At 67.9% G+C, this 18209-nt stretch carries 12 protein-coding genes; 6 read left to right on the top strand and 6 right to left on the bottom strand.

The genetic code is table 11. The features are described 5' to 3' along the window. The first annotated feature begins 51 nt into the window (after window positions 1–51). The gene (locus tag QRM95_RS18775; RefSeq protein WP_285248959.1) at window positions 52–1707 is read left to right on the top strand and encodes a serine/threonine-protein kinase; all 1656 of its coding nucleotides are present in this window, start codon (window positions 52–54) and stop codon (window positions 1705–1707) included. A gap of 38 nt (window positions 1708–1745) precedes the next feature. Here QRM95_RS18775 and QRM95_RS18770 read toward each other — a convergent pair whose 3' ends face one another. After that, complete coding sequence (locus tag QRM95_RS18770; protein WP_285248958.1) at window positions 1746–2648, bottom strand: TIGR01777 family oxidoreductase; 903 nt, start codon at window positions 2646–2648, stop codon at window positions 1746–1748. A 73-nt stretch (window positions 2649–2721) separates the two neighbouring features. Between QRM95_RS18770 and QRM95_RS18765 the strand changes: the two genes are divergently transcribed. Then, entirely contained in the window at window positions 2722–6255 is a 3534-nt protein-coding gene (locus QRM95_RS18765) for a S41 family peptidase (RefSeq protein ID WP_285248957.1), read from the top strand. Window positions 6256–6341: 86 nt separating this feature from the next. On the opposite strand, the gene QRM95_RS18760 is transcribed toward QRM95_RS18765, so the two are convergent. The 5 genes from QRM95_RS18760 to QRM95_RS18740 form a co-directional block, all read right to left on the bottom strand. Continuing rightward, on the bottom strand, window positions 6342–6770 hold the full coding sequence (locus QRM95_RS18760) for an OsmC family protein (protein ID WP_018761077.1): 429 nt from the start codon (window positions 6768–6770) through the stop codon (window positions 6342–6344). A gap of 151 nt (window positions 6771–6921) precedes the next feature. Continuing rightward, window positions 6922–7275, bottom strand: a complete 354-nt coding sequence (locus tag QRM95_RS18755; RefSeq protein ID WP_018761078.1) for a hypothetical protein — start codon at window positions 7273–7275, stop codon at window positions 6922–6924. A 155-nt stretch (window positions 7276–7430) separates the two neighbouring features. After that, window positions 7431–9179, bottom strand: a complete 1749-nt coding sequence (sucB, locus tag QRM95_RS18750) for a 2-oxoglutarate dehydrogenase, E2 component, dihydrolipoamide succinyltransferase (protein ID WP_285248956.1) — start codon at window positions 9177–9179, stop codon at window positions 7431–7433. Window positions 9180–9293: 114 nt separating this feature from the next. Next, window positions 9294–10676: a dihydrolipoyl dehydrogenase gene (lpdA, locus tag QRM95_RS18745; RefSeq protein WP_109864052.1), complete on the bottom strand. Its 1383-nt coding sequence runs from the start codon at window positions 10674–10676 to the stop codon at window positions 9294–9296. Between the two features lie 254 nt (window positions 10677–10930). Further along, window positions 10931–12454 carry a leucyl aminopeptidase gene (locus QRM95_RS18740; RefSeq protein ID WP_285248955.1) on the bottom strand — a complete coding sequence of 508 codons (1524 nt, stop codon included), beginning with the start codon at window positions 12452–12454 and terminating at the stop codon, window positions 10931–10933. A gap of 255 nt (window positions 12455–12709) precedes the next feature. Here QRM95_RS18740 and QRM95_RS18735 point away from each other — a divergent pair, with 255 nt between their 5' ends. The 4 genes from QRM95_RS18735 (at window position 12710) to QRM95_RS18720 (ending at window position 18086) form a co-directional block, all read left to right on the top strand. After that, window positions 12710–13648: a proteasome assembly chaperone family protein gene (locus QRM95_RS18735; protein ID WP_285248954.1), complete on the top strand. Its 939-nt coding sequence runs from the start codon at window positions 12710–12712 to the stop codon at window positions 13646–13648. A 51-nt stretch (window positions 13649–13699) separates the two neighbouring features. Further along, a complete protein-coding gene (locus QRM95_RS18730; RefSeq protein ID WP_285248953.1) occupies window positions 13700–15046 on the top strand; it encodes an MFS transporter in 1347 nt (448 codons plus the stop codon). Window positions 15047–15138: 92 nt separating this feature from the next. Continuing rightward, window positions 15139–16467: a DUF4192 family protein gene (locus tag QRM95_RS18725; RefSeq protein WP_285248952.1), complete on the top strand. Its 1329-nt coding sequence runs from the start codon at window positions 15139–15141 to the stop codon at window positions 16465–16467. 305 nt (window positions 16468–16772) lie between these two features. Then, the gene (locus tag QRM95_RS18720; RefSeq protein ID WP_285248951.1) at window positions 16773–18086 is read left to right on the top strand and encodes an RNA polymerase sigma factor; all 1314 of its coding nucleotides are present in this window, start codon (window positions 16773–16775) and stop codon (window positions 18084–18086) included. Window positions 18087–18209 lie beyond the last annotated feature (123 nt).

Raw genomic sequence — 18209 nt, 5'->3', positions numbered from 1 at the left:
GGCCTGTGGATAACTTCTGCAGCGCGCCCGGGATTCCGATAGACATGGAGCATGGATGGTGCACAGGCTCCGGAAGTCCCCGGCTACGACGTCGGCCGGCTGCTGGGCCGCGGCGGCAGCGCGGATGTGTGGCTGGCCAGGGAACAGCGCACGGGCAGGGACTTCGCGCTGAAATGCTTCCGTGCCCCGGCCGGCCGTGCCCCGGACGAGGCCCTGCCGGAGGAGGAGATGCGCAGGGAAATCCGCATCCTCTCCGTCTTGGACCACCCGCACCTCATCAGGGCCCACGATGCCGTGCGCGTCGCCGGGCCCGCACCGCGGACAGCCCTGACCCTGGACTTCGCCGCGGGCGGTTCGCTGGCGCAGTTGGTGGCATCCCGGGGCAGCCTCAGCGTGGGGGAGAGCATCACCGTGCTGACTCCCATTGCGCAGGCCCTGGGGTACCTGCACGCCCAGGGGTTCACGCACTCGGACGTGGCGCCCGGGAACATCCTGTTCACCGGGCAGGGGAAACCGATGCTTTCCGACGTCGGTGTCGCCCGGATGCTCGGCGATCCCGGCCGTGCGGTAATGCCTGGAACCGGCGGCTTCGTTGACCCGTCGCCGGTTGATGCCGCCCGCGCGGGGCTTCAGCCCGGGCGCGATGTGTTCTCGCTGGCTGCGATTGGCTGGTTTTGCCTGACTGGCGAAGCGCCCGGCCGCACGCTGGACCGCCCGCCGCTGTCCTTGCTGGTTCCCGGTGTACCTAAGGAGCTTGCCGCAGCCCTCGAACAAGGGTTGAACGAGGACCGCCGGCTGCGGCCCACTGCCATGGCGCTGGGTACTGCCGTCTTCCGCAGTGCGGAGGCGCTGCCGCTTGACCTCTCGGGTGCCGTCCATCCAACGGTCCTGCCGGAGCTGCTCACCCGCCGCAGTATCCCCGCCGAAGCGAAGGGTACCGCGCTGGGTACGAGGCTCCGGAGACTGCGGCGGAGGGTCTCCATCGTGCGGTGGCCGGGCCCGGCAGCGCGCGCCCGGATCCGCCCCGTGCGTTCGCCGCAGGCCGAAGCAACGTCGCATGGGAAGCATGCGGCCGGCCCTGCAGGGGTCCGGGCACTGCATATTCCGCGGCTGCCGGCCCGGCTTGCCTTGCCGGCAGTGGGCGTGGCGGCGGCTGGGATGTGGTGGCTGGCCGCTTCCGCCGGTGCAGGACCGGGGCTCGGCGACGCCGCGCCGGGCCTGCCGTCCGCTGCTGGCGTTCCCCATTTACCGGCCGCGCCAGGCCATGACGCCGGGCGTGGCCCTGTCGACGCGCTGGCCGAGGCCCGGCAGCAAGCTGCGGCTGCCGATCCTGCGGTGGCTGTGCGGGGGCTCGCCGCGCTGCGGGATTATGCCTTCTCTGCCGGCAGCCTGGATCTGCTGTCCGCCGTCAACGCGCCCGGTTCGCCCGCGGCGGCCGCTGACCAGGACATTGCCGGGCCTCTGGGTGCTTCCCGCCAGCGCCTCGACGGTTTCGCCACGAAGGTCTCGGATGTCACGCCAGAACCCGGGTCGACGCAGGACTATGCCGTCGTGCAGCTGACCTCCGCCTCCTCGGGTTACCAGGCCGTGGGCCCGGAAGACGAGGTGCTGGCTACAGGGCCGGCCAGCCCGGCGCAGCGGCTCAGGCTGGTCCTGGTGTCCGTCGACGGCCGGTGGAGGATCAGCGACATCCTTCCGGGTGGCTGACCGCCCGCGGGCAGGGGCTGCCGCACCGGAGCACCGGGTCAGCCGGCGTTGTCCTTCCCGGCCACCCAGCGGGCTGCGGCGTCAAGGTTCCCGTGCTGCCACCGGAAGCCGGCAGCCGACAAAACTGCAGGCTCCATCCGCTGGCTGAACAACAGAAGCTCTTCGGCGAGGCCGGGCATGACGGTCCGCAGCACGGGCGCCGGAACCCGCAGCACGGCAGGCCGGTGCAGGGCCCGCGCCAGTGCCGCGACGATCGCATTGACGTCCGCCTGCCCGGGTGCCGCGACGTTCACGGGCCCTGCCACCTGGGATTCTAGGAGGAACAGGAAGGAGGCCGAGACATCCGGAAGCGTCACCCACGGCCAGAACTGGCGGCCGTTGCCGAACGGGCCGCCCACGCCCAGGCGCAACAGGGGGAGCAGCTTGCCCAATGCTCCGCCGGAACGGCTGAATACCACCCCGGTGCGGGGCGTCACGACGCGGACACCCGCTGGCGCCAGGTTGGCTTCGCGTTCCCACTCGATGCAGATCTGTGCCAGGGTGCCTGAACCGGCAGGTGCGTCCTCGCGCAGGACCGTGTTGCCGGCGTCGCCGTAATAGCCTGAGGCTGATTGGCTGATGAAGGTGGCGGGCGGGGCCTCCAGCCGAGCCATGGCCTGCACCAGGGTCCTGGTGGGCGCCAGCCGCGAACTGAACAGCTCCTCGATCCTGCGCCGTGTCCAGGGCCTGTCGCCGATGCCGGCTCCGGCCAGGTTGACGACGGCGTCGGCGCCGGCAAGTGCGCCGGGGTCCAGGACGCCGGCCGCCGGATCCCACCTGATCTCTGATGCGCCCGCGGGCTCGCGGCGGACCAGCGTCACCACCGAGTGGCCGGCGTAGCGGAAGGCTGCGGACATGGAGGTGCCGATGAGCCCGGAGGCGCCGGCCATGACGATGTGCATGGTCCATCTCACCACGCCAGCGCGGCTCCGGCACCTCCCGCAGGGGCAGGCGGTGGTTGACTATGATCGAACGATGACTTCCTCGAGCTACTTCCGTTTCCCGCATCTGCACGGCGACCTGGTCACTTTCGTGGCCGAGGACGACGTCTGGATCGCGCCCCTGGACGGCGGCCGGGCCTGGCGCGTCTCGTCCCTCCAATTACCCGCCCGCAACCCGCGGTTCACCCCGGACGGCAAGCGACTGGTGTGGACAGTGGTGCAGGGCACGGCGCCGGAGGTTGTCTCGGCACAGGTCGACGGCGGCGAATACCGGCAGCTCACGTACTTCGGGCACAGCAGCACCAGGGTCAAGGGGTTCACCGCCGGCGGCTCCGTGGTGGTTACCAGCGCCTTCCGGCAGGCTGAAAGCCGGCACACCTACGCTTACATTGTCCCGTTGGACGGCGGGTGGGCGGAGGAACTGCCGTACGGTCCGGTTGAATCCGTGGCGTTCGGCCCCGAGGTGGGCGACGAACGTCCGGTGGTGCTGGGGACCGTGCTGTCCCGCGAACCGGCATGGTGGAAGCGGTACCGCGGCGGTACGGCCGGAAAGCTGTGGATCGACAACGACGGCAACGGGGAATTCGAGCGCCTGCTGCCCGACCTGGACGGCAACCTCGCCGACCCCCTGTGGGTGGATGGCCGGATCGCCTTCCTCTCCGACCATGAGGGCTACGGCAACCTCTACTCGGTGCTGCCCAACGGACAGGACCTGCGCCGGCACACCGACCATCAGGACTTCTACGTCCGGCACGCGGCCACCGACGGCAAACGGGTCATCTTTGAATCCGCCGGTGAACTTTGGGTCTTGAACGACCTCGGTTCGGACGCGGTCAAGCTGGAGATCTCCCTGGGCTCTGCCTCGCAGACCAGGCGTCCGGCCCTCCTGGACGCGGCAAAGCACCTCGGCGCCGTGGCACCCGATACCACCGGCGCCGCCAGCGCTGTCGAATCGCACGGAACCATCCACTGGGTGCGCCACAAGGACGGGCCTTCACGCATCATCGAGGCAACCCCGGGTGTCCGCGGGCGCCTGCCCCGGCCCTTGGGCGACGGCCGCATCGCCTACGTTGCCGATCACGACGGCGTCGAGGCGCTGCACATCAAGGACATCGCAGGACCCGTCCCGCACGGTGCCCAGCAGGTGACGGCAGGGGGCCAGGAAGCTGCGGCGGACCACCCGGCCGACGCCGGAACAACAGGCGCCGAAGGCCCGGAAACGCCCAGCCTGCCGCAACCGGTCCCGGCCTCCGGCGCCGCAGTCCTTGCGGACGGAAACCAGCATGTTCCCGCCGACGACGACCAGCAGGCAGACGTCGCCCCGCAGGACTCGACGGCCGCCGCGGAAAACACGGAGGACACGGCGCCCCCCGGCATCACCGTCCCCACGCCGTCGCGCGCCAGTTCGCTCGAAGCCAGCCCGGACGGCCGGTGGATAGCACTCGGGACCTCGTTCGGCGACGTCCACGTGGCCGACACCCGAACCGGCAGCCTCACGCGCGTTGCCAGCATCGGCGAAGGCAGCATCTCCGAGCTGGCCTGGTCCGCGGACTCGCGCTGGCTGGCGTGGTCGGAACCGGTCACCTCCTTCGGCTCGCGCAGCCGCCTGCGCCTGGCCACCGTGGACCGCCTCGATGCCGACCCCGTGGAGGTTACTGACGGCCGTTTCCGTGACGCCTCACCGTCGTTCACCCCGGATGGCAAGTTCCTGGCGTTCCTGTCCAACCGCAGCTTCGATCCGGTCTACGACGGGCACTCGTTCGACCTTTCCTTCCCCAGCCCCATCAAGCCCTACCTGGTGGCACTCGCGGCTGACACGCCGTCGCCCTTTGGCCCGTCGGTGGATCCTGCCGGCGAGGAGATCGCACACGAAGCCGTCAAGGACAGCGCGGATGCAAGTGAAGGTCAGCAGGACGGCGCGGCAGCGGTCCACGTCGACCCGGAAGGCCTGGCGCACCGCGTCATTGGGGTTCCCGTACCCCAGGGCAACTACAGCTCACTGAAGGCCGTGGACGGCGGACTGCTGTGGCTCGACTCCGTCCTGGCCGGCGTGACCGGCGACGGCAAGGCCAGCCAGGAGGACAAGGACGCCCGCCCCAGCCTGGTCCGCTACGACGTCGCCCGCCGCAAGCAAGCCACGCTGGTGGACGCCGTGGACAGCTACCGCCTCTCCGGGGACCGCAGCAAGGTGGTCCTGGTCTCCGACAAGCAGGTCACTGCCGTTCCATCCGATGCCAAGGCGGATGAGGAATCCGGTAAGGCCGTCAAGGTGGACCTGGGCAGGATCAGGGTCCTGCTGGACCCGCTGAGCGTCTGGGGACAGGCGTTCGATGAAGCCTGGCGCCTGCAGCGCGACTTCTTCTGGACCGAAGACATGGCCGGCCAGGACTGGGAGTCGATCCGCGCCCGGTACCGTCCCCTGGTGGACCGCCTCGGCTCGCACGATGACCTGGTGGACCTGCTGTGGGAGCTGCACGGCGAACTCGGCACGTCCCACGCCTACGTGCGCCCGGCCGCAGTGACCGAGCGGGGCAGCCGCGGGCAGGGCCGCCTCGGCGCCGACCTTACCCACACACCGCAGGGCTGGGAGATCACCCGCATCCTGGCCGGTGAGTCCTCCGACCCGCTCGCCACCTCGCCGCTGACCCGGCCCGGTGTCAGCGCCAAGGCAGGGGACATCCTCCTTGCCATCGATGGTGTCCCCCTGTCACAGGCCGTCACCCCCGCCATGCAGCTGGTGGGTGCGGCCGGACGCGCAGTGGAGCTGACCCTGCTCAACGGCCCGGGACACGGCGGCGCTGCAGGCACCCAGCGGCGGGTCGCCGTCGTGCCTGTCAAGGACGAGGAACGGCTGCGGTACCAGGAATGGGTCGCCGGCAACCGGCGCACCGTCCGCGAGGCCTCGGACGGAACATTCGGCTACCTCCACATTCCGGACATGATGGCCAACGGCTGGGCCCAGCTGCACCGGGACCTGGACACCGAAACCGCGCTGGACGGACTCATTGTCGATGTGCGCCGGAACCGCGGCGGACACACGTCCCAGCTGGTCGCTGAGCTGATCGGCCGCAAGGTCACCGGCTGGAGCATGCCGCGCGGGGAGAAGCCCCGGACGTATCCGCACCACGCTCCGCGCGGGCCGGTCATCATCCTCGCCGACGAATTCGCCGGCTCGGACGGTGACATCATCACCCAGGTCTCCAAACTGCGGGGGATCGGGCCGGTCATCGGGACGCGGACCTGGGGTGGCGTGGTGGGAATCGACAACCGGTTCTCCCTGGCCGACGGCACGGGAGTCACCCAGCCCCGGTACGCCACCTGGTTCGGCGGCGGTGTTGGCTGGAGCGTCGAAAACTACGGCGTGGACCCGGACATCGAGGTGACTTACCCGCCGCACGCCTACGCCGCCGGCCGCGATCCCCAGCTGGAGTACGGCATCGGTGCACTCAAGGAAATGATCCAGGAACTGCCCACCGACCGTCCGCCGGCCCGCTCTGGATACCGCCGCCTGAAGCCTGCGCCGCTGCCAGCCCGCCGGCAGGCCGGCCAGGCGGAGACGTCTGCCTAGGTTCTTCGGGACACACCAAAAGGCCCTGCCCCGCCGGACTTCCGGCGGGGCAGGGCCTTTTGGTGTGTGGTCTATGCCGGCAAGGCTTAGGCCTGCAGCGTGGCATCCAGGGTGATCTCGATCCCGGCGAGGGCCTGGGAGACCGGGCAGCCCTTCTTCGCGGCCTCGGCGATCCGCTGGAAGTCCTCCTCCGAAATGCCGGGAATGCGGGCATTCAGAGTCAGGTGGCTGCCCGTGATGCCGGTCCCCGGCTGGAAGCCGACCTCGGACTTGGTGTTGACTTCCTCGGGCGTGAAGCCGGCCTGGCTCAGTTCGTGGCTGAACGCCATGGAGAAGCATGCCGAGTGTGCGGCGGCGATCAGCTCTTCCGGGCTGGTCTTTCCGCCGGCGGCCTCGGTGCGCGCCTTCCAGGTGACATCGAAGGTGCCCAGGCCGGAGCTGTCCAGGGTGGTGTTGCCCGAACCCTCCGTCAGGCTTCCGGTCCATACAGTGTGCGCGTTGCGTGTTGTCGCCATGTCTCTCCTCAACGTCGGTTCGAATCCGGGCCGGGCACCCGCGGCCGGGCCCGCCGTTTCCCATCCTAGGGACCACGTCCTTCCGGTGCACGGGTTGTCCGCTCTCAGAGGATAATGACCGGACGGATGCGTAGGGCCGGCTGGTGCGGGGCTACTGCCAGATAGTGGCGATGGCCACGTTGACCAGTGCCAGGCCGCCCACGCCGTGGGCCAGGCCGGTAGAGACGGGCTGCCCGTTCTTGACCTTGCGTGTTCCGATGACGGCCAGGACTGCCACGACGACGGCAATGACGAATTTGATGCCCAGCTTGGCGTAGTTGGGATCCTTGTCCGGGAGGAACGGCAGGATGCCCATCATGGCGATGCCGGTAAGGAGCTGCAGGAACGCGCCGTCGCGCTGGCGGGGGTGGACGGTGGGGGTCCGCATCGTGGCAATCCAGTAGCCCACGATCATGGCGGCTCCCACGACGTGCAGGAAGACCAGGATGTTGAAGAGAATAGTCATGGCACCAGCTTAGCCAGTCAGTTCTACGGCCCGTAGCAAAGCCACGCCACGGCAGCTCCGGGAACGGGTGCGTTGGTTAAAACCGCGACGGCGGCACCGGCACGGATGGTTTCCCACCTGCGCCGGCACCGCCGTCGTTGTCTTTGCCGTGGAGGCTAGAGCCCCAGGTCGGCTTCGAAGGCGCCCTCTTCCAGGCGCGCCTTCAAGGTCTGGAGGAAGCGGCCGGCGTCGGCACCGTCCACCAGGCGGTGGTCGTACGTCAGGGACAGGTACATCATGGAGCGGATGGCGATCGAGTCGTCACCGTTCTCGTCAGAAACCACGACGGGCCGCTTGACGATGGCGCCGGTGCCCAGGATGCCCACCTGTGGCTGGTTGATGATCGGGGTGTCGAACAGGGCACCAACGGAACCGATGTTGGTGATGCTGAACGTGCCGCCGGACAGTTCGTCCGGGCCGATCTTGCCGTCGCGGGTCCGGGACGCGACGTCGGCGATCTTGCCGGCGAGGCCAGCAAGATTCAGGTTGCCGGCGTCGGCGATGACCGGAACCAGCAGGCCCTTGTCGGTGTCGACGGCGATCGCCAGGTGCTCGGCGTTGTGGTACGTGATTTCCTGCTTGTCTTCGTCGTACGCAGCGTTAAGCTTCGGGTGCTGCTTGAGGGCCTCGGCCACAGCCTTGGCAATGAAGGGCAGGAACGTCAGCTTGGTGCCGTTCTGGGCCTGGAAGGAGTTCTTGGCCTTGAGGCGGAGTTTGGCAACCTTGGTCATGTCCACCTCGTGGACCTGCGTCAGCTGCGTGGAGACCTCAAGGGATTCGCGCATGCGGCGGGCGATGACCTGGCGGATGCGCGGAGCCTTCTGGGTGGTGCCGCGCAGGGAGGAAGCAGCAGCACCGGAAGCGGCCGGAGCGGACGCGGCAGGTGCTGCAGCCGGAGCTGCTGCGGGAGCGGCTTTTGCCTCTGCCGCGGCGAGGACGTCCTGCTTGCGGATGCGACCGCCGACGCCGGTGCCGGACAGCGAGGAGACGTCAACGCCGTGCTGGTTGGCGAGCTTGCGGACCAGGGGAGTGACGTAGCCGGACTCGGAACCGCCGGCCGGGGCTGCCTCCTGGGCTGCGGGTGCAGCGGGTGCTGCAGCCGGGGCGGGAGCCGCCGCAGGTGCAGGGGCGGGAGCCGCAGCCGGTGCAGGAGCTTCCTGCTTGGGGGCTTCCTGCTTCGGCGCCTCCTGCTTAGGGGCCTCGGGAGCGGGTGCGGCAGCCGGAGCCGGAGCCGCAGCAGCGGGAGCGCCGGAGCCAATAACGGCGAGCACGGAGCCGACCTCGGCGGTTTCGTCCTCGTTGACCCGGATTTCCTGCAGGGTGCCTGCCACCGGAGACGGAATTTCGGTATCCACCTTGTCGGTGGACACCTCGAGCAGCGGCTCGTCCACCTCAACGGAGTCGCCTACGGCCTTCAGCCAGCGGGTGACGGTGCCCTCGGTGACGCTTTCGCCGAGCGCGGGCAGGGTGACGTCGTGGCTCTCGCCGCCGGCCACCGGTGCCTGCTGGGCAGGAGCTTCCTGGGCCGGTGCTTCCTGGGCCGGTGCTTCCTCGGCAGGTGCGGGTGCTTCCTGGGCCGGTGCTTCCTGCGCAGGGGCTTCTTCGGCGGGTGCGGAACCGCCGCCGGAGCCGTCGCCGATGCGCACCAGGGGTGCGCCTACCTCGGCGGTCTCATCTTCAGCGACCAGGATTTCTTCAATCACGCCAGCTACGGGAGAGGGGATTTCAGTGTCTACTTTGTCGGTGGAGACTTCGAGCAGCGGCTCGTCCACCTCTACCCGGTCACCTACCTGCTTGAGCCAGCGGGTGACGGTTCCTTCGGTGACACTCTCACCGAGGGCGGGCAAGTTAACGGATTCAGACATGTCGTCCCCGTTCTCCTTATTGATCTTTAGTGCGAATGATTGCTGCCATGGTGGAAGCCTAGTGCACCCGGCCTGCGCGGCCGGGCGCACCGGGCCTGGTAATACTGTGGAAAATCAGCCGTGCAGCGGCTTGCCGGCCAGCGCCAGGTGGGCTTCGCCGAGTGCCTCGTTCTGGGTGGGGTGGGCGTGCACCAGCTGGGCGACGTCCTCCGGGTAGGCTTCCCAGTTCACGATCAGCTGGGCCTCGCCCACCTGCTCGCCCATGCGGGCGCCGATCATGTGGACGCCAACTACGGGGCCGTCCTTCTGGCGGACCAGCTTGACCAGTCCGGAGGTGCCCAGGATGGAGCTCTTGCCGTTGCCGGCCAGGTTGTACTCCTGGGTCTGGACCTGGTCGTCGCCGAACTTTTCCTTGGCAGCCTTCTCGGTGTAGCCAACCGTGGCGATTTCGGGTTCGGAGTAGGTGACCTTGGGGATGTTGATGTCCTCGACGACCACCGGCTTCAGGCCGGCGATTTCCTCGGCAACGAAGATGCCCTGCTGGTAACCACGGTGCGCCAGCTGCACGCCGGGAACGATGTCGCCCACCGCGTAGATGTTGCCGACGCCGGTGTGCAGGCGCTCGTTGGTGATGACGAAGCCGCGGTCAATGGTGATCCCCGCGTCCTCGTAGCCCAGGTTGGCGGTGACGGGGCCGCGGCCAACGGCAACCAGCAGCAGGTCGGCTTCGAAGGTCTTCCCGTCCACGAGGGTGACCTTGACGCCGTCGTCATTCTGCTCGACGCCCTGGAAGAACACGCCGGTGGAGAACTTGATGCCGCGCTTCTTGAAGGCACGCTCGAAGTTCTTCACGATCGTGGCGTCCTCGTTGGGAACGAGGGAGGGGAGGCCTTCGACGATGGTGACGTCCACTCCGAACGACTTCCAGACTGAGGCGAACTCGACGCCGATGACGCCGCCGCCGAGGATGATGGCGCTCTTGGGGATGTAATCCATGGTGAGGGCCTGGTCCGACGTGATGACCTTGCCGCCGATTTCCAGGCCCGGCAGGGTACGGGAGTAGGAGCCGGTTGCCAGGACGATGTTCTTGCCCTTGTAGGCGGTGCCGTTCACAACGACGGTGTCGGTGCCCTGCAGCTTGCCTTCACCCTCGATGACGGTGATGCCCTTGGACTTGATGAGTCCCTGCAGGCCCTTGTACTTGCCGGCGATGATGCCGTCTTTGTAGGCGTTGACAGCGTTGATGTCGATGCTGTCGAGGGTGACGTTCACGCCGTACTTGGCGGAGTCACGGGCGTGGTCGGCCAGCTCTGCAGAGTGCAGCAGGGCCTTGGTGGGGATGCAGCCGTTGTGGAGGCAGGTGCCGCCCAGCTTGCCCTTCTCCACGAGGCCGACGGTAAGGCCCAGCTGTACCGCCCGCAGCGCCGCGGCGTACCCGCCGCTGCCGCCACCGAGTACCAGGATGTCGAATTCTTGCGCAGTTGCCTGATCGGCCACTAAAACGCTCCCTCGCGTGAACGATGACGCGATCAGCGCGCATCATCTGGTCTTGGAACTTGCACTGCCGTGATTATGTCAGCAGGGCAACTCTCTTGCATTTGTGACTACCGTGGTTCACCTTAGCGAACCACCTATCCATGCTCCACCTTGGCGGCGCGTTTGTGGAGCGCTTGTGGCCAGTGTCACGCGGCTTTGTGGCGGAGGGATCACCCCCGCCGCAAAGCCGCGCGGCACGGCCCGTCAACCCTTGGTCAGGCCGCGGCGAGGATGTCCTCGACGTACGCAACCAGGGTCCGGACGGTGCAGCCGGTGCCCTGCTTATGCGTGTAGCCGTACGGGCTGCCGTTGTTGAATGACGGCCCGGCAATGTCGATGTGCGCCCAGGGGATCTGCGTGCCCGCCTTGTCCTTACCCACGAACTCGCGCAGGAACACGGCAGCGGTCATCATGCCGCCGTGCCGCTCTCCGATGTTGGCAAGGTCCGCCACCTGGGAGTCCAGGCTGGGGCGCAGTTCCTCCGGCAGGGGCATCGGCCAGACCAGCTCGCCGGCGCGGTCCGCGGCAACCTTGAGCGCGCCCGTGACACTGTCCGAGCCCATGATGCCCGCGGTGCGGTTGCCCAGCGCAATGAGCTGCGCGCCGGTCAGGGTGGCGACGTCAATAATGGCGTCCGGGTATTCGCCGCTCGCTGCGACAATGCCGTCCGCCATGACCAGCCGGCCTTCGGCATCCGTATTAAGTACTTCCACGGTCTTGCCACCGAACATGGTCAGGACATCGGCGGGGCGGGAGGCGGCACCGCCGGGCATGTTCTCGGCGATGCACAGCCAGGCCGTCGCCTTGACGGGCAGGCCCAGCCCGGCGATGGCCAGGACAGTGTTAAGGACGACGGCGGCGCCCGCCATGTCGCTCTTCATATCGCCCATGTTCAGGGCCGGCTTGAGGGAAATTCCGCCGGTGTCGAACGTGATGCCCTTTCCGACGAGGGCGATCTTCGACGTCGCCTTGGCGGGGGAGTATTCGACCTTCACCAGGCGCGGCTGCCGCGAGGAGCCCTTGCCAACGCCCATGATGCCGCCGAAGCCTTCCTTCTCCAGGCGCTTCTCGTCCCAAACAGTCACCTTCACCGGGAGGCCCTTGGCGAGATCCTTGGCGGCCTCCGCGAAGGATTCCGGGTACAGGTGGCTGGGCGGGGTGTTGACCAGGGACCGGGTCGCATTCACGGCCTTGGCCACCAGGCCTGCGCGCTTCAGCGCGGAGTCCACCCCTGCGGTGCCGGCCAGTTCGGTGAAGATCACGGCGTTCCGGACCGGGTCCTTCACCCCGTCCGTCGAGGACCGGAACTCGGTGAAGGAGTAGGCGCCCAGTGCCGCGCCCTCGGCGACGGCCGCGACGTCCTGCACGGTCGCCGTCGGAAATGCCAGGGTGACCGTGGCCAGGCCCGCAAGCTGGCGGACCGCCGAGCCTGCCGCGCGGCGAAGCGCCTCGCCTGCCAGCGGCTCCGTGGCCGCAACCTTGCCAACCCCGGCCAGGGCCAGGATTCCGGCTCCGGTTTCGGGCAGGCCCGGCAGGCGTACAAGCTGGTCAGCGGCGCCGGTGACGCCGAGCGCCTTGAGGGATTCCGTCAGGGCTTCCGCCGACTTTGCCGTCAACGGGTTGTCCAGGAGGACGGGCCCGTCGGTTCCCTGCCCCACCCCGATGACCACTGCCTCGCTGGCGCTCTTCTTCAAGTCCCGCGAGACGGTACTAAGGTTGATTTCAGTATTCTTGACCACAGGGATGAGTCCTCAATTCTCGAAACGTTCGGGCAGGAATGCATGTTGGGCGCTCTGCCATGGTGGCCCGGCTCCGGCCGTTGTGGACCGCTCCGGGTGCGTGCCAGCCCGCCTGGCAGGCCAGTTCCGATCGTAGCCCTTCCGCGCCACGGCGGGAGAATTTCCTGAGATGTGCGCCACACGGGGTGCCGGAATGCCCGGCCCGTCCGCCGCGTTATGCAAGATGTCCACCCGAACCCCTGAAAGGAACACGCCGTGCTTGAACGGATTTCCGGCTCCCTGCTGGACCCCGACGCGCTCTACGCCAGCAACATCGAGCTGTTCCACAGCCCCGACCTGCGGGGGCTGAACCTGGTCATGGGTTTCACGGGTTTCGCCGACGCCGGCCACGTGGTGAAGCAGATCAACAATGAACTGCTGGACACCCTCGATGCCCAGCCGGTGGCGGTCTTCGACGCCGACCAGTTGATCGACTACCGGTCCCGCCGTCCGCACCTGAGCTTCGTGGAAGACCACATCCAGGACTACCAGGAACCGCGGCTGGCCCTTTACCGCCTCGTCGATGGCCTCGGAAAACCGTTCCTCCTCCTGGCTGGATTCGAACCCGACCTGCAGTGGGAGCGGTTCGCCCGCGCCGTGGTCAACATTGTGGAGAAGCTCGATGTCAACCTGGTCACGTGGATCCACTCGATCCCCATGCCGGTCCCGCACACCCGTCCCGTGGGCGTCACCGTGCACGGAAACCGGCCTGAGCTGATTGAAGGCATTTCGGTGTGGAAGCCCACCGTGGAAGTTCCAGCCGCCGTCGGCCACATCCTGGAATTGCGCCTCGTCGAAGCCGGACGCAACGTTGCCGGCTACGTCATCCATGTGCCGCACTACCTCGCGGAGGCCGAGTACCCCACAGCCGCCGTCGCCGGCCTCGAATACCTCGGGGCTGCGACGTCGCTCATGCTGCCCACCGACCGGCTGCGTGAGTCGGGCCGTGACGTCAGCCGCCAGATCGCTGAACAGATCGAGGCGTCCGAGGAAGTCCAGCAGGTGGTTGCCCGCCTGGAAACGCGCTACGACGAGAAGGCCGACGGCATGGTGCGGCGCTCGCTCCTGGCCAACGAAAATGACGAGCTTCCCGACGCCGACGACCTCGGCGCCGCCGTGGAGGCATACCTGGCCAGGGAGAATCCGAAGCCGTAGCGGCGCGTCACGGCTTCGGGGGAGCCTGCCCGGGCCGGGCATAATGAACAGGTGACTGCTCCCCGCGCCTGGCTGATTTGGACCGTTGGAATTTTTGGGTACCTGGTGGCCGTGGCGCAACGCACCTCCTTCGGGGTGGTGGGCCTTGAGGCCACCGAGCGCTTCCATGCCACGGCCTCGGCCATATCGTTCTTCACGGTCCTGCAGCTGCTGGTCTACGCCGGTTTGCAGATCCCGGTCGGATTGCTGGTGGACAGGTTCGGCTCCCGGGCAATGATCGCCGGTGGCGCCGTGCTGATGGGGTTGGGCCAGTTGCAGCTGGCCTTTGCCGAGAGCATCCCGGGCGGTGTCCTTGGGCGCGTGCTGGTGGGCGCCGGCGATGCCATGACCTTCATCTCGGTGATCCGGCTCATCCCGCTGTGGTTTGCCCCGGTACGCGTCCCCCTGGTCACCCAGCTGACCGGCATGTCCGGCCAGTTGGGGCAGCTGTTCAGTGTCGTTCCGTTCGCGCTCGTCCTGCATCTTTCGGGCTGGACTCCCGCTTTCCTGATGCTGGCCGGGATGTCAGCCCTCGCCGTCGTGCTGGTCCTCCTGCTGCTGCAGGACGTTCCGCCGGGCACCGAACGCCCGGATGCCCGGCAGGGGCTGAAAGCCACCGGCGTTTCGCTGGCACGCGCCTGGCGCCAGCCCGGAACCAGGCTGGGAATGTGGAGCCACTTCACCATCCAGTTCAGCGGCACCGTGTTCGCCATGACCTGGGGCTACCCGTTCCTGATCTCCGGTCAGGGCCTGGACGCCGGTACTGTTGCCGCCCTGATGGCGCTGTATGTTGCCGCTGCCATGGCCGTGGGTCCCTTTATTGGCCGTTTCGTGTCCCGCCACCCGCTTCGCCGCTCCACCATGGTGCTGCTCATTGCCGGCTTTACGGCTGCCGCGTGGGCTGCGGTGCTGTTGTTGCCCGGCCGGTCTCCGCTGTGGCTGCTGGCCATGCTGGTGGTTGTCCTCGCCATCGGCGGCCCGGGGTCGATGATCGGGTTTGACTTCGCACGGACTTTCAACCCCGCGCACCGGATCGGGACGGCCACCGGCATCGTCAACGTTGGCGGTTTCATTGCCGCCTTGGTGTCCATTTTCCTGATTGGCCTGGTGTTGGACCTGCTGTATGCCACCGGCTTCTCGCAGGGCGTCCTGTATGGCTTGGACCCGTTCCGGCTGGCCCTGAGCGTCCAGTTCCTGCTGCTCGCGATTGGTTCGGCAGCGATTGTTGCCTCCCGGCGTAAGGTGCGCCGGCAGATGGCGGCGCAGGGAATCGTCGTGCCGCCCCTGCGCAGTGCCTTGGCGCGGCAGCGCCGGGAGAGCCTGGCGCGCCGCCGGCAGCCTGCGCCCACCGACGACTAAGGGTGCGGGCCACTGGTCCTCCACTGCTCAGGTTTCCCACATAGCTGAACTGCCCGGTGCGCGCTGCGCGGCCGGGGGCGAATGCTGGAGCCATGACAGCTCCGGAACGAATGACAGTGCACGGCCCCGAAGACATCCTCGGCTTCATCCCCCATTCGCTGGGATACTGGCCGGCGTCGAGCCTCGTGGCCATGACCCTGCGCGGCACCACGCTGGGAGCCACGCTGCGGCTTGACCTTCCCGGCCTGGAAACACAGGTGGACCCGTCGCGGTTCGCCCGCGCCGTCCGCCGCTACCTGCAGTCGGACGTCGAGGCCGACGGTTCACTGCTGGCGATTTTCACCACCGACGCCGGGGCGGCGCCGCCTACCGCCTACGACCAACTGGTCCGCGAGGTGCAGGCTGTCCTGGAACAGGCGGGCATGCCTGTCCGTGACGCCTGGTTCGTGGGCGACGAGTATTGGCGGGACGCCCTGTGCCGGGACTCCTCGTGCTGCCCACTGCCCGGCCGCCCCGTCCAGCAGATCAGGGACAGCATGCTCAATGCCGAGATGGTGTACCGCGGCAGCAGCGTGGAGGCAGCGCCGGGAACCCGTACTGCGCCCGTGCCGGCGCTTCCGGCCCCGTATGTGGCCTCCGTCCTGGCGCGGGAGGACGGCTGGATGGAAGATCTTGCCGGGCGGACAAGGAGCAGGGCCCAGTTCAGCTCCGTGCTCGACTTCTGGGAGAGGATCCTGGGCCAGCCGGCCGGGGCGCCGTGGCGGCCTGACGCCGAGCGCGATGCGTACCTTCGCGCCACCATCGTCGTGCCGACCTGGCGCGATGCGGTCCTGGTGATGGCGGCAGCGGGCAGGAACGCCGCGGAGGAAGGGGCTGAGCTTTTCGGGGTCCTGGAGGATGTGGCTGATTCGGAGGTTGGCGGCGATTCCGTCGTGTCCGCGCCGCCGGCCCCGCCGGCCGCATGCAGGGACACATCGCCGCGGTTGCGGAAACCGGGGTTCGGGGCTGCAACAGCGCCCGCGGGGGTGGATCGGATCCGCGGGCCACGTTTGCCGAACTCCGCCGGACCTCCGGTTGCCGGCTACGGCGAGATCCTGATGGGAGTGGCGCCTGAGGTACCCTGCTGGGCGGCTATGGACATGCTGGACCGCGTCCTTGAACACCTGGCAGCGCCTGGCGGACGGGCCGGGGCCGCGGCCTTGGCCGGCAGGGGGTGGGTCGCCTGGTGCCGCGGCCGCGGATCGTACGCGGCCGCCTACCTGGGTGAGGCGCTCCGGCTTGAGCCCGGGTACCGGTTGGCGGAATTGTTGCTGGACATTGTCGCCCGCGGTGCGCTCTGCGGCTGGGCGGCGCGGAAGGACGCTGCCTGGCAGAAATTCGGGCCGGATCCCCTGGGACCGGGCGGCGGAGGTGTGGTCTGACGCCTTGCCTTGGTGGCCCCGGGCCACTCCTCTCAGGGGCGCCGGAAGCGCTGGGGTGGTAACGGATGGCGGCGCGAGAGGCCGGATTCGGCCAAATCATGAGACAATGGATGCCGAGACCCGGTTGGGTCCGTGTATCGAGTGCTTGTAAGTGCGCCCGCAAGGGAACATTACAGCCGCTCCGGGAGTTGTCTTAAGTGACTCTGCCGGCCGTGGTGGCGCTTGGTTTCCACCACGGACTTGACAGGGTCATAGTGGTGTTGCCCGTATGGTGATTCCACAGACCACCGCTAGAAAGGTTTTCTGTGACCCCGTCTTCCACGAAGAAGGATTCCGCCGCCCAGGACGTCTTGTCCCCTGAGGAGAAGCAGGCCGCGACCAACGCCAAGCGGGCAGCTACGCGGGCAGCCAACAAGGCTTCGTCCGGTGAGGCTGCAGCGGACGGCAAGCGCGAGCCGAAGAAGCGCGGGCCCAAGCCGGGCGCCAAGGCTGCAGCAGAGGCTGCCGGTAAGTCCGCCGGTGACGTTGACCCGGACGACGTCGAGGAGGTCGAGGAGGACATCGACGACATCGTCCTCGAAAGCCCTGACGCGGTCGAGGATGCCGACGCCGATCCCGTTAAGGGTGCCGCCGGCAGCGGCAAGGGCTTTGTCTACTCCGACGCCGACGACGACGACGCCCCGGTCCAGCAGGTCATGTCCGCCGGCGCCACCGCCGACCCCGTCAAGGACTACCTGAAGCAGATCGGCAAGGTGGCACTGCTCAACGCCGAGCAGGAAGTCGACCTGGCGCTCCGGATCGAAGCCGGACTGTTCGCCGAAGAAAAGATCGCTGCCGACGGGGACACCATGGACCCCAAGTACAAGCGCGAACTTGAATTCATCATCCACGACGGCAAGCGCGCCAAGAACCACCTCCTGGAGGCCAACCTCCGCCTCGTGGTTTCCCTGGCCAAGCGCTACACGGGCCGCGGCATGCTCTTCCTGGACCTCATCCAGGAAGGCAACCTGGGCCTGATCCGCGCGGTGGAGAAGTTCGACTACACCAAGGGCTTCAAGTTCTCCACGTACGCCACCTGGTGGATCCGGCAGGCGATCACCCGCGCCATGGCTGACCAGGCCCGTACCATCCGTATCCCGGTGCACATGGTTGAGGTCATCAACAAGCTGGCCCGCGTGCAGCGCCAGATGCTGCAGGACCTCGGCCGCGAACCCACGCCCGAGGAACTGGCACTGGAACTGGACATGACGCCGGAAAAGGTTGTCGAGGTCCAGAAATACGGCCGCGAACCGATCTCGCTGCACACCCCCCTGGGCGAGGATGGCGATTCCGAGTTCGGCGACCTGATCGAGGACTCCGAGGCGGTGGTCCCGGCCGACGCCGTGAGCTTCACCCTGCTGCAGGAACAGCTGCACTCGGTGCTGGATACCCTCTCCGAGCGCGAAGCAGGCGTGGTTGCGATGCGGTTCGGCCTCACCGACGGACAGCCGAAGACTTTAGACGAAATCGGCAAGGTCTACGGCGTCACCCGCGAGCGGATCCGGCAGATCGAATCGAAGACGATGTCCAAGCTCCGCCACCCGTCGCGGTCGCAGGTGCTGCGCGACTACCTGGACTAGATCTCCTGCGCAACACGCCGGGCCGCCCCGAACCCACCCTGCGGTGGGCTCGGGGCGGCCCGGCTTGTTAAACCCGTGAGGTTCCCCTGCAGGACGGTTAAACGCCGGTGGGACCCATCCATT

The sequence above is a fragment of the Pseudarthrobacter sp. efr-133-R2A-89 genome (assembly GCF_030209315.1).
GTDB lineage: Bacteria > Actinomycetota > Actinomycetes > Actinomycetales > Micrococcaceae > Arthrobacter.
The sequence above is the reverse complement of the archived record's forward strand: the minus strand, read 5'-3'. Positions and strand labels throughout refer to the sequence as shown.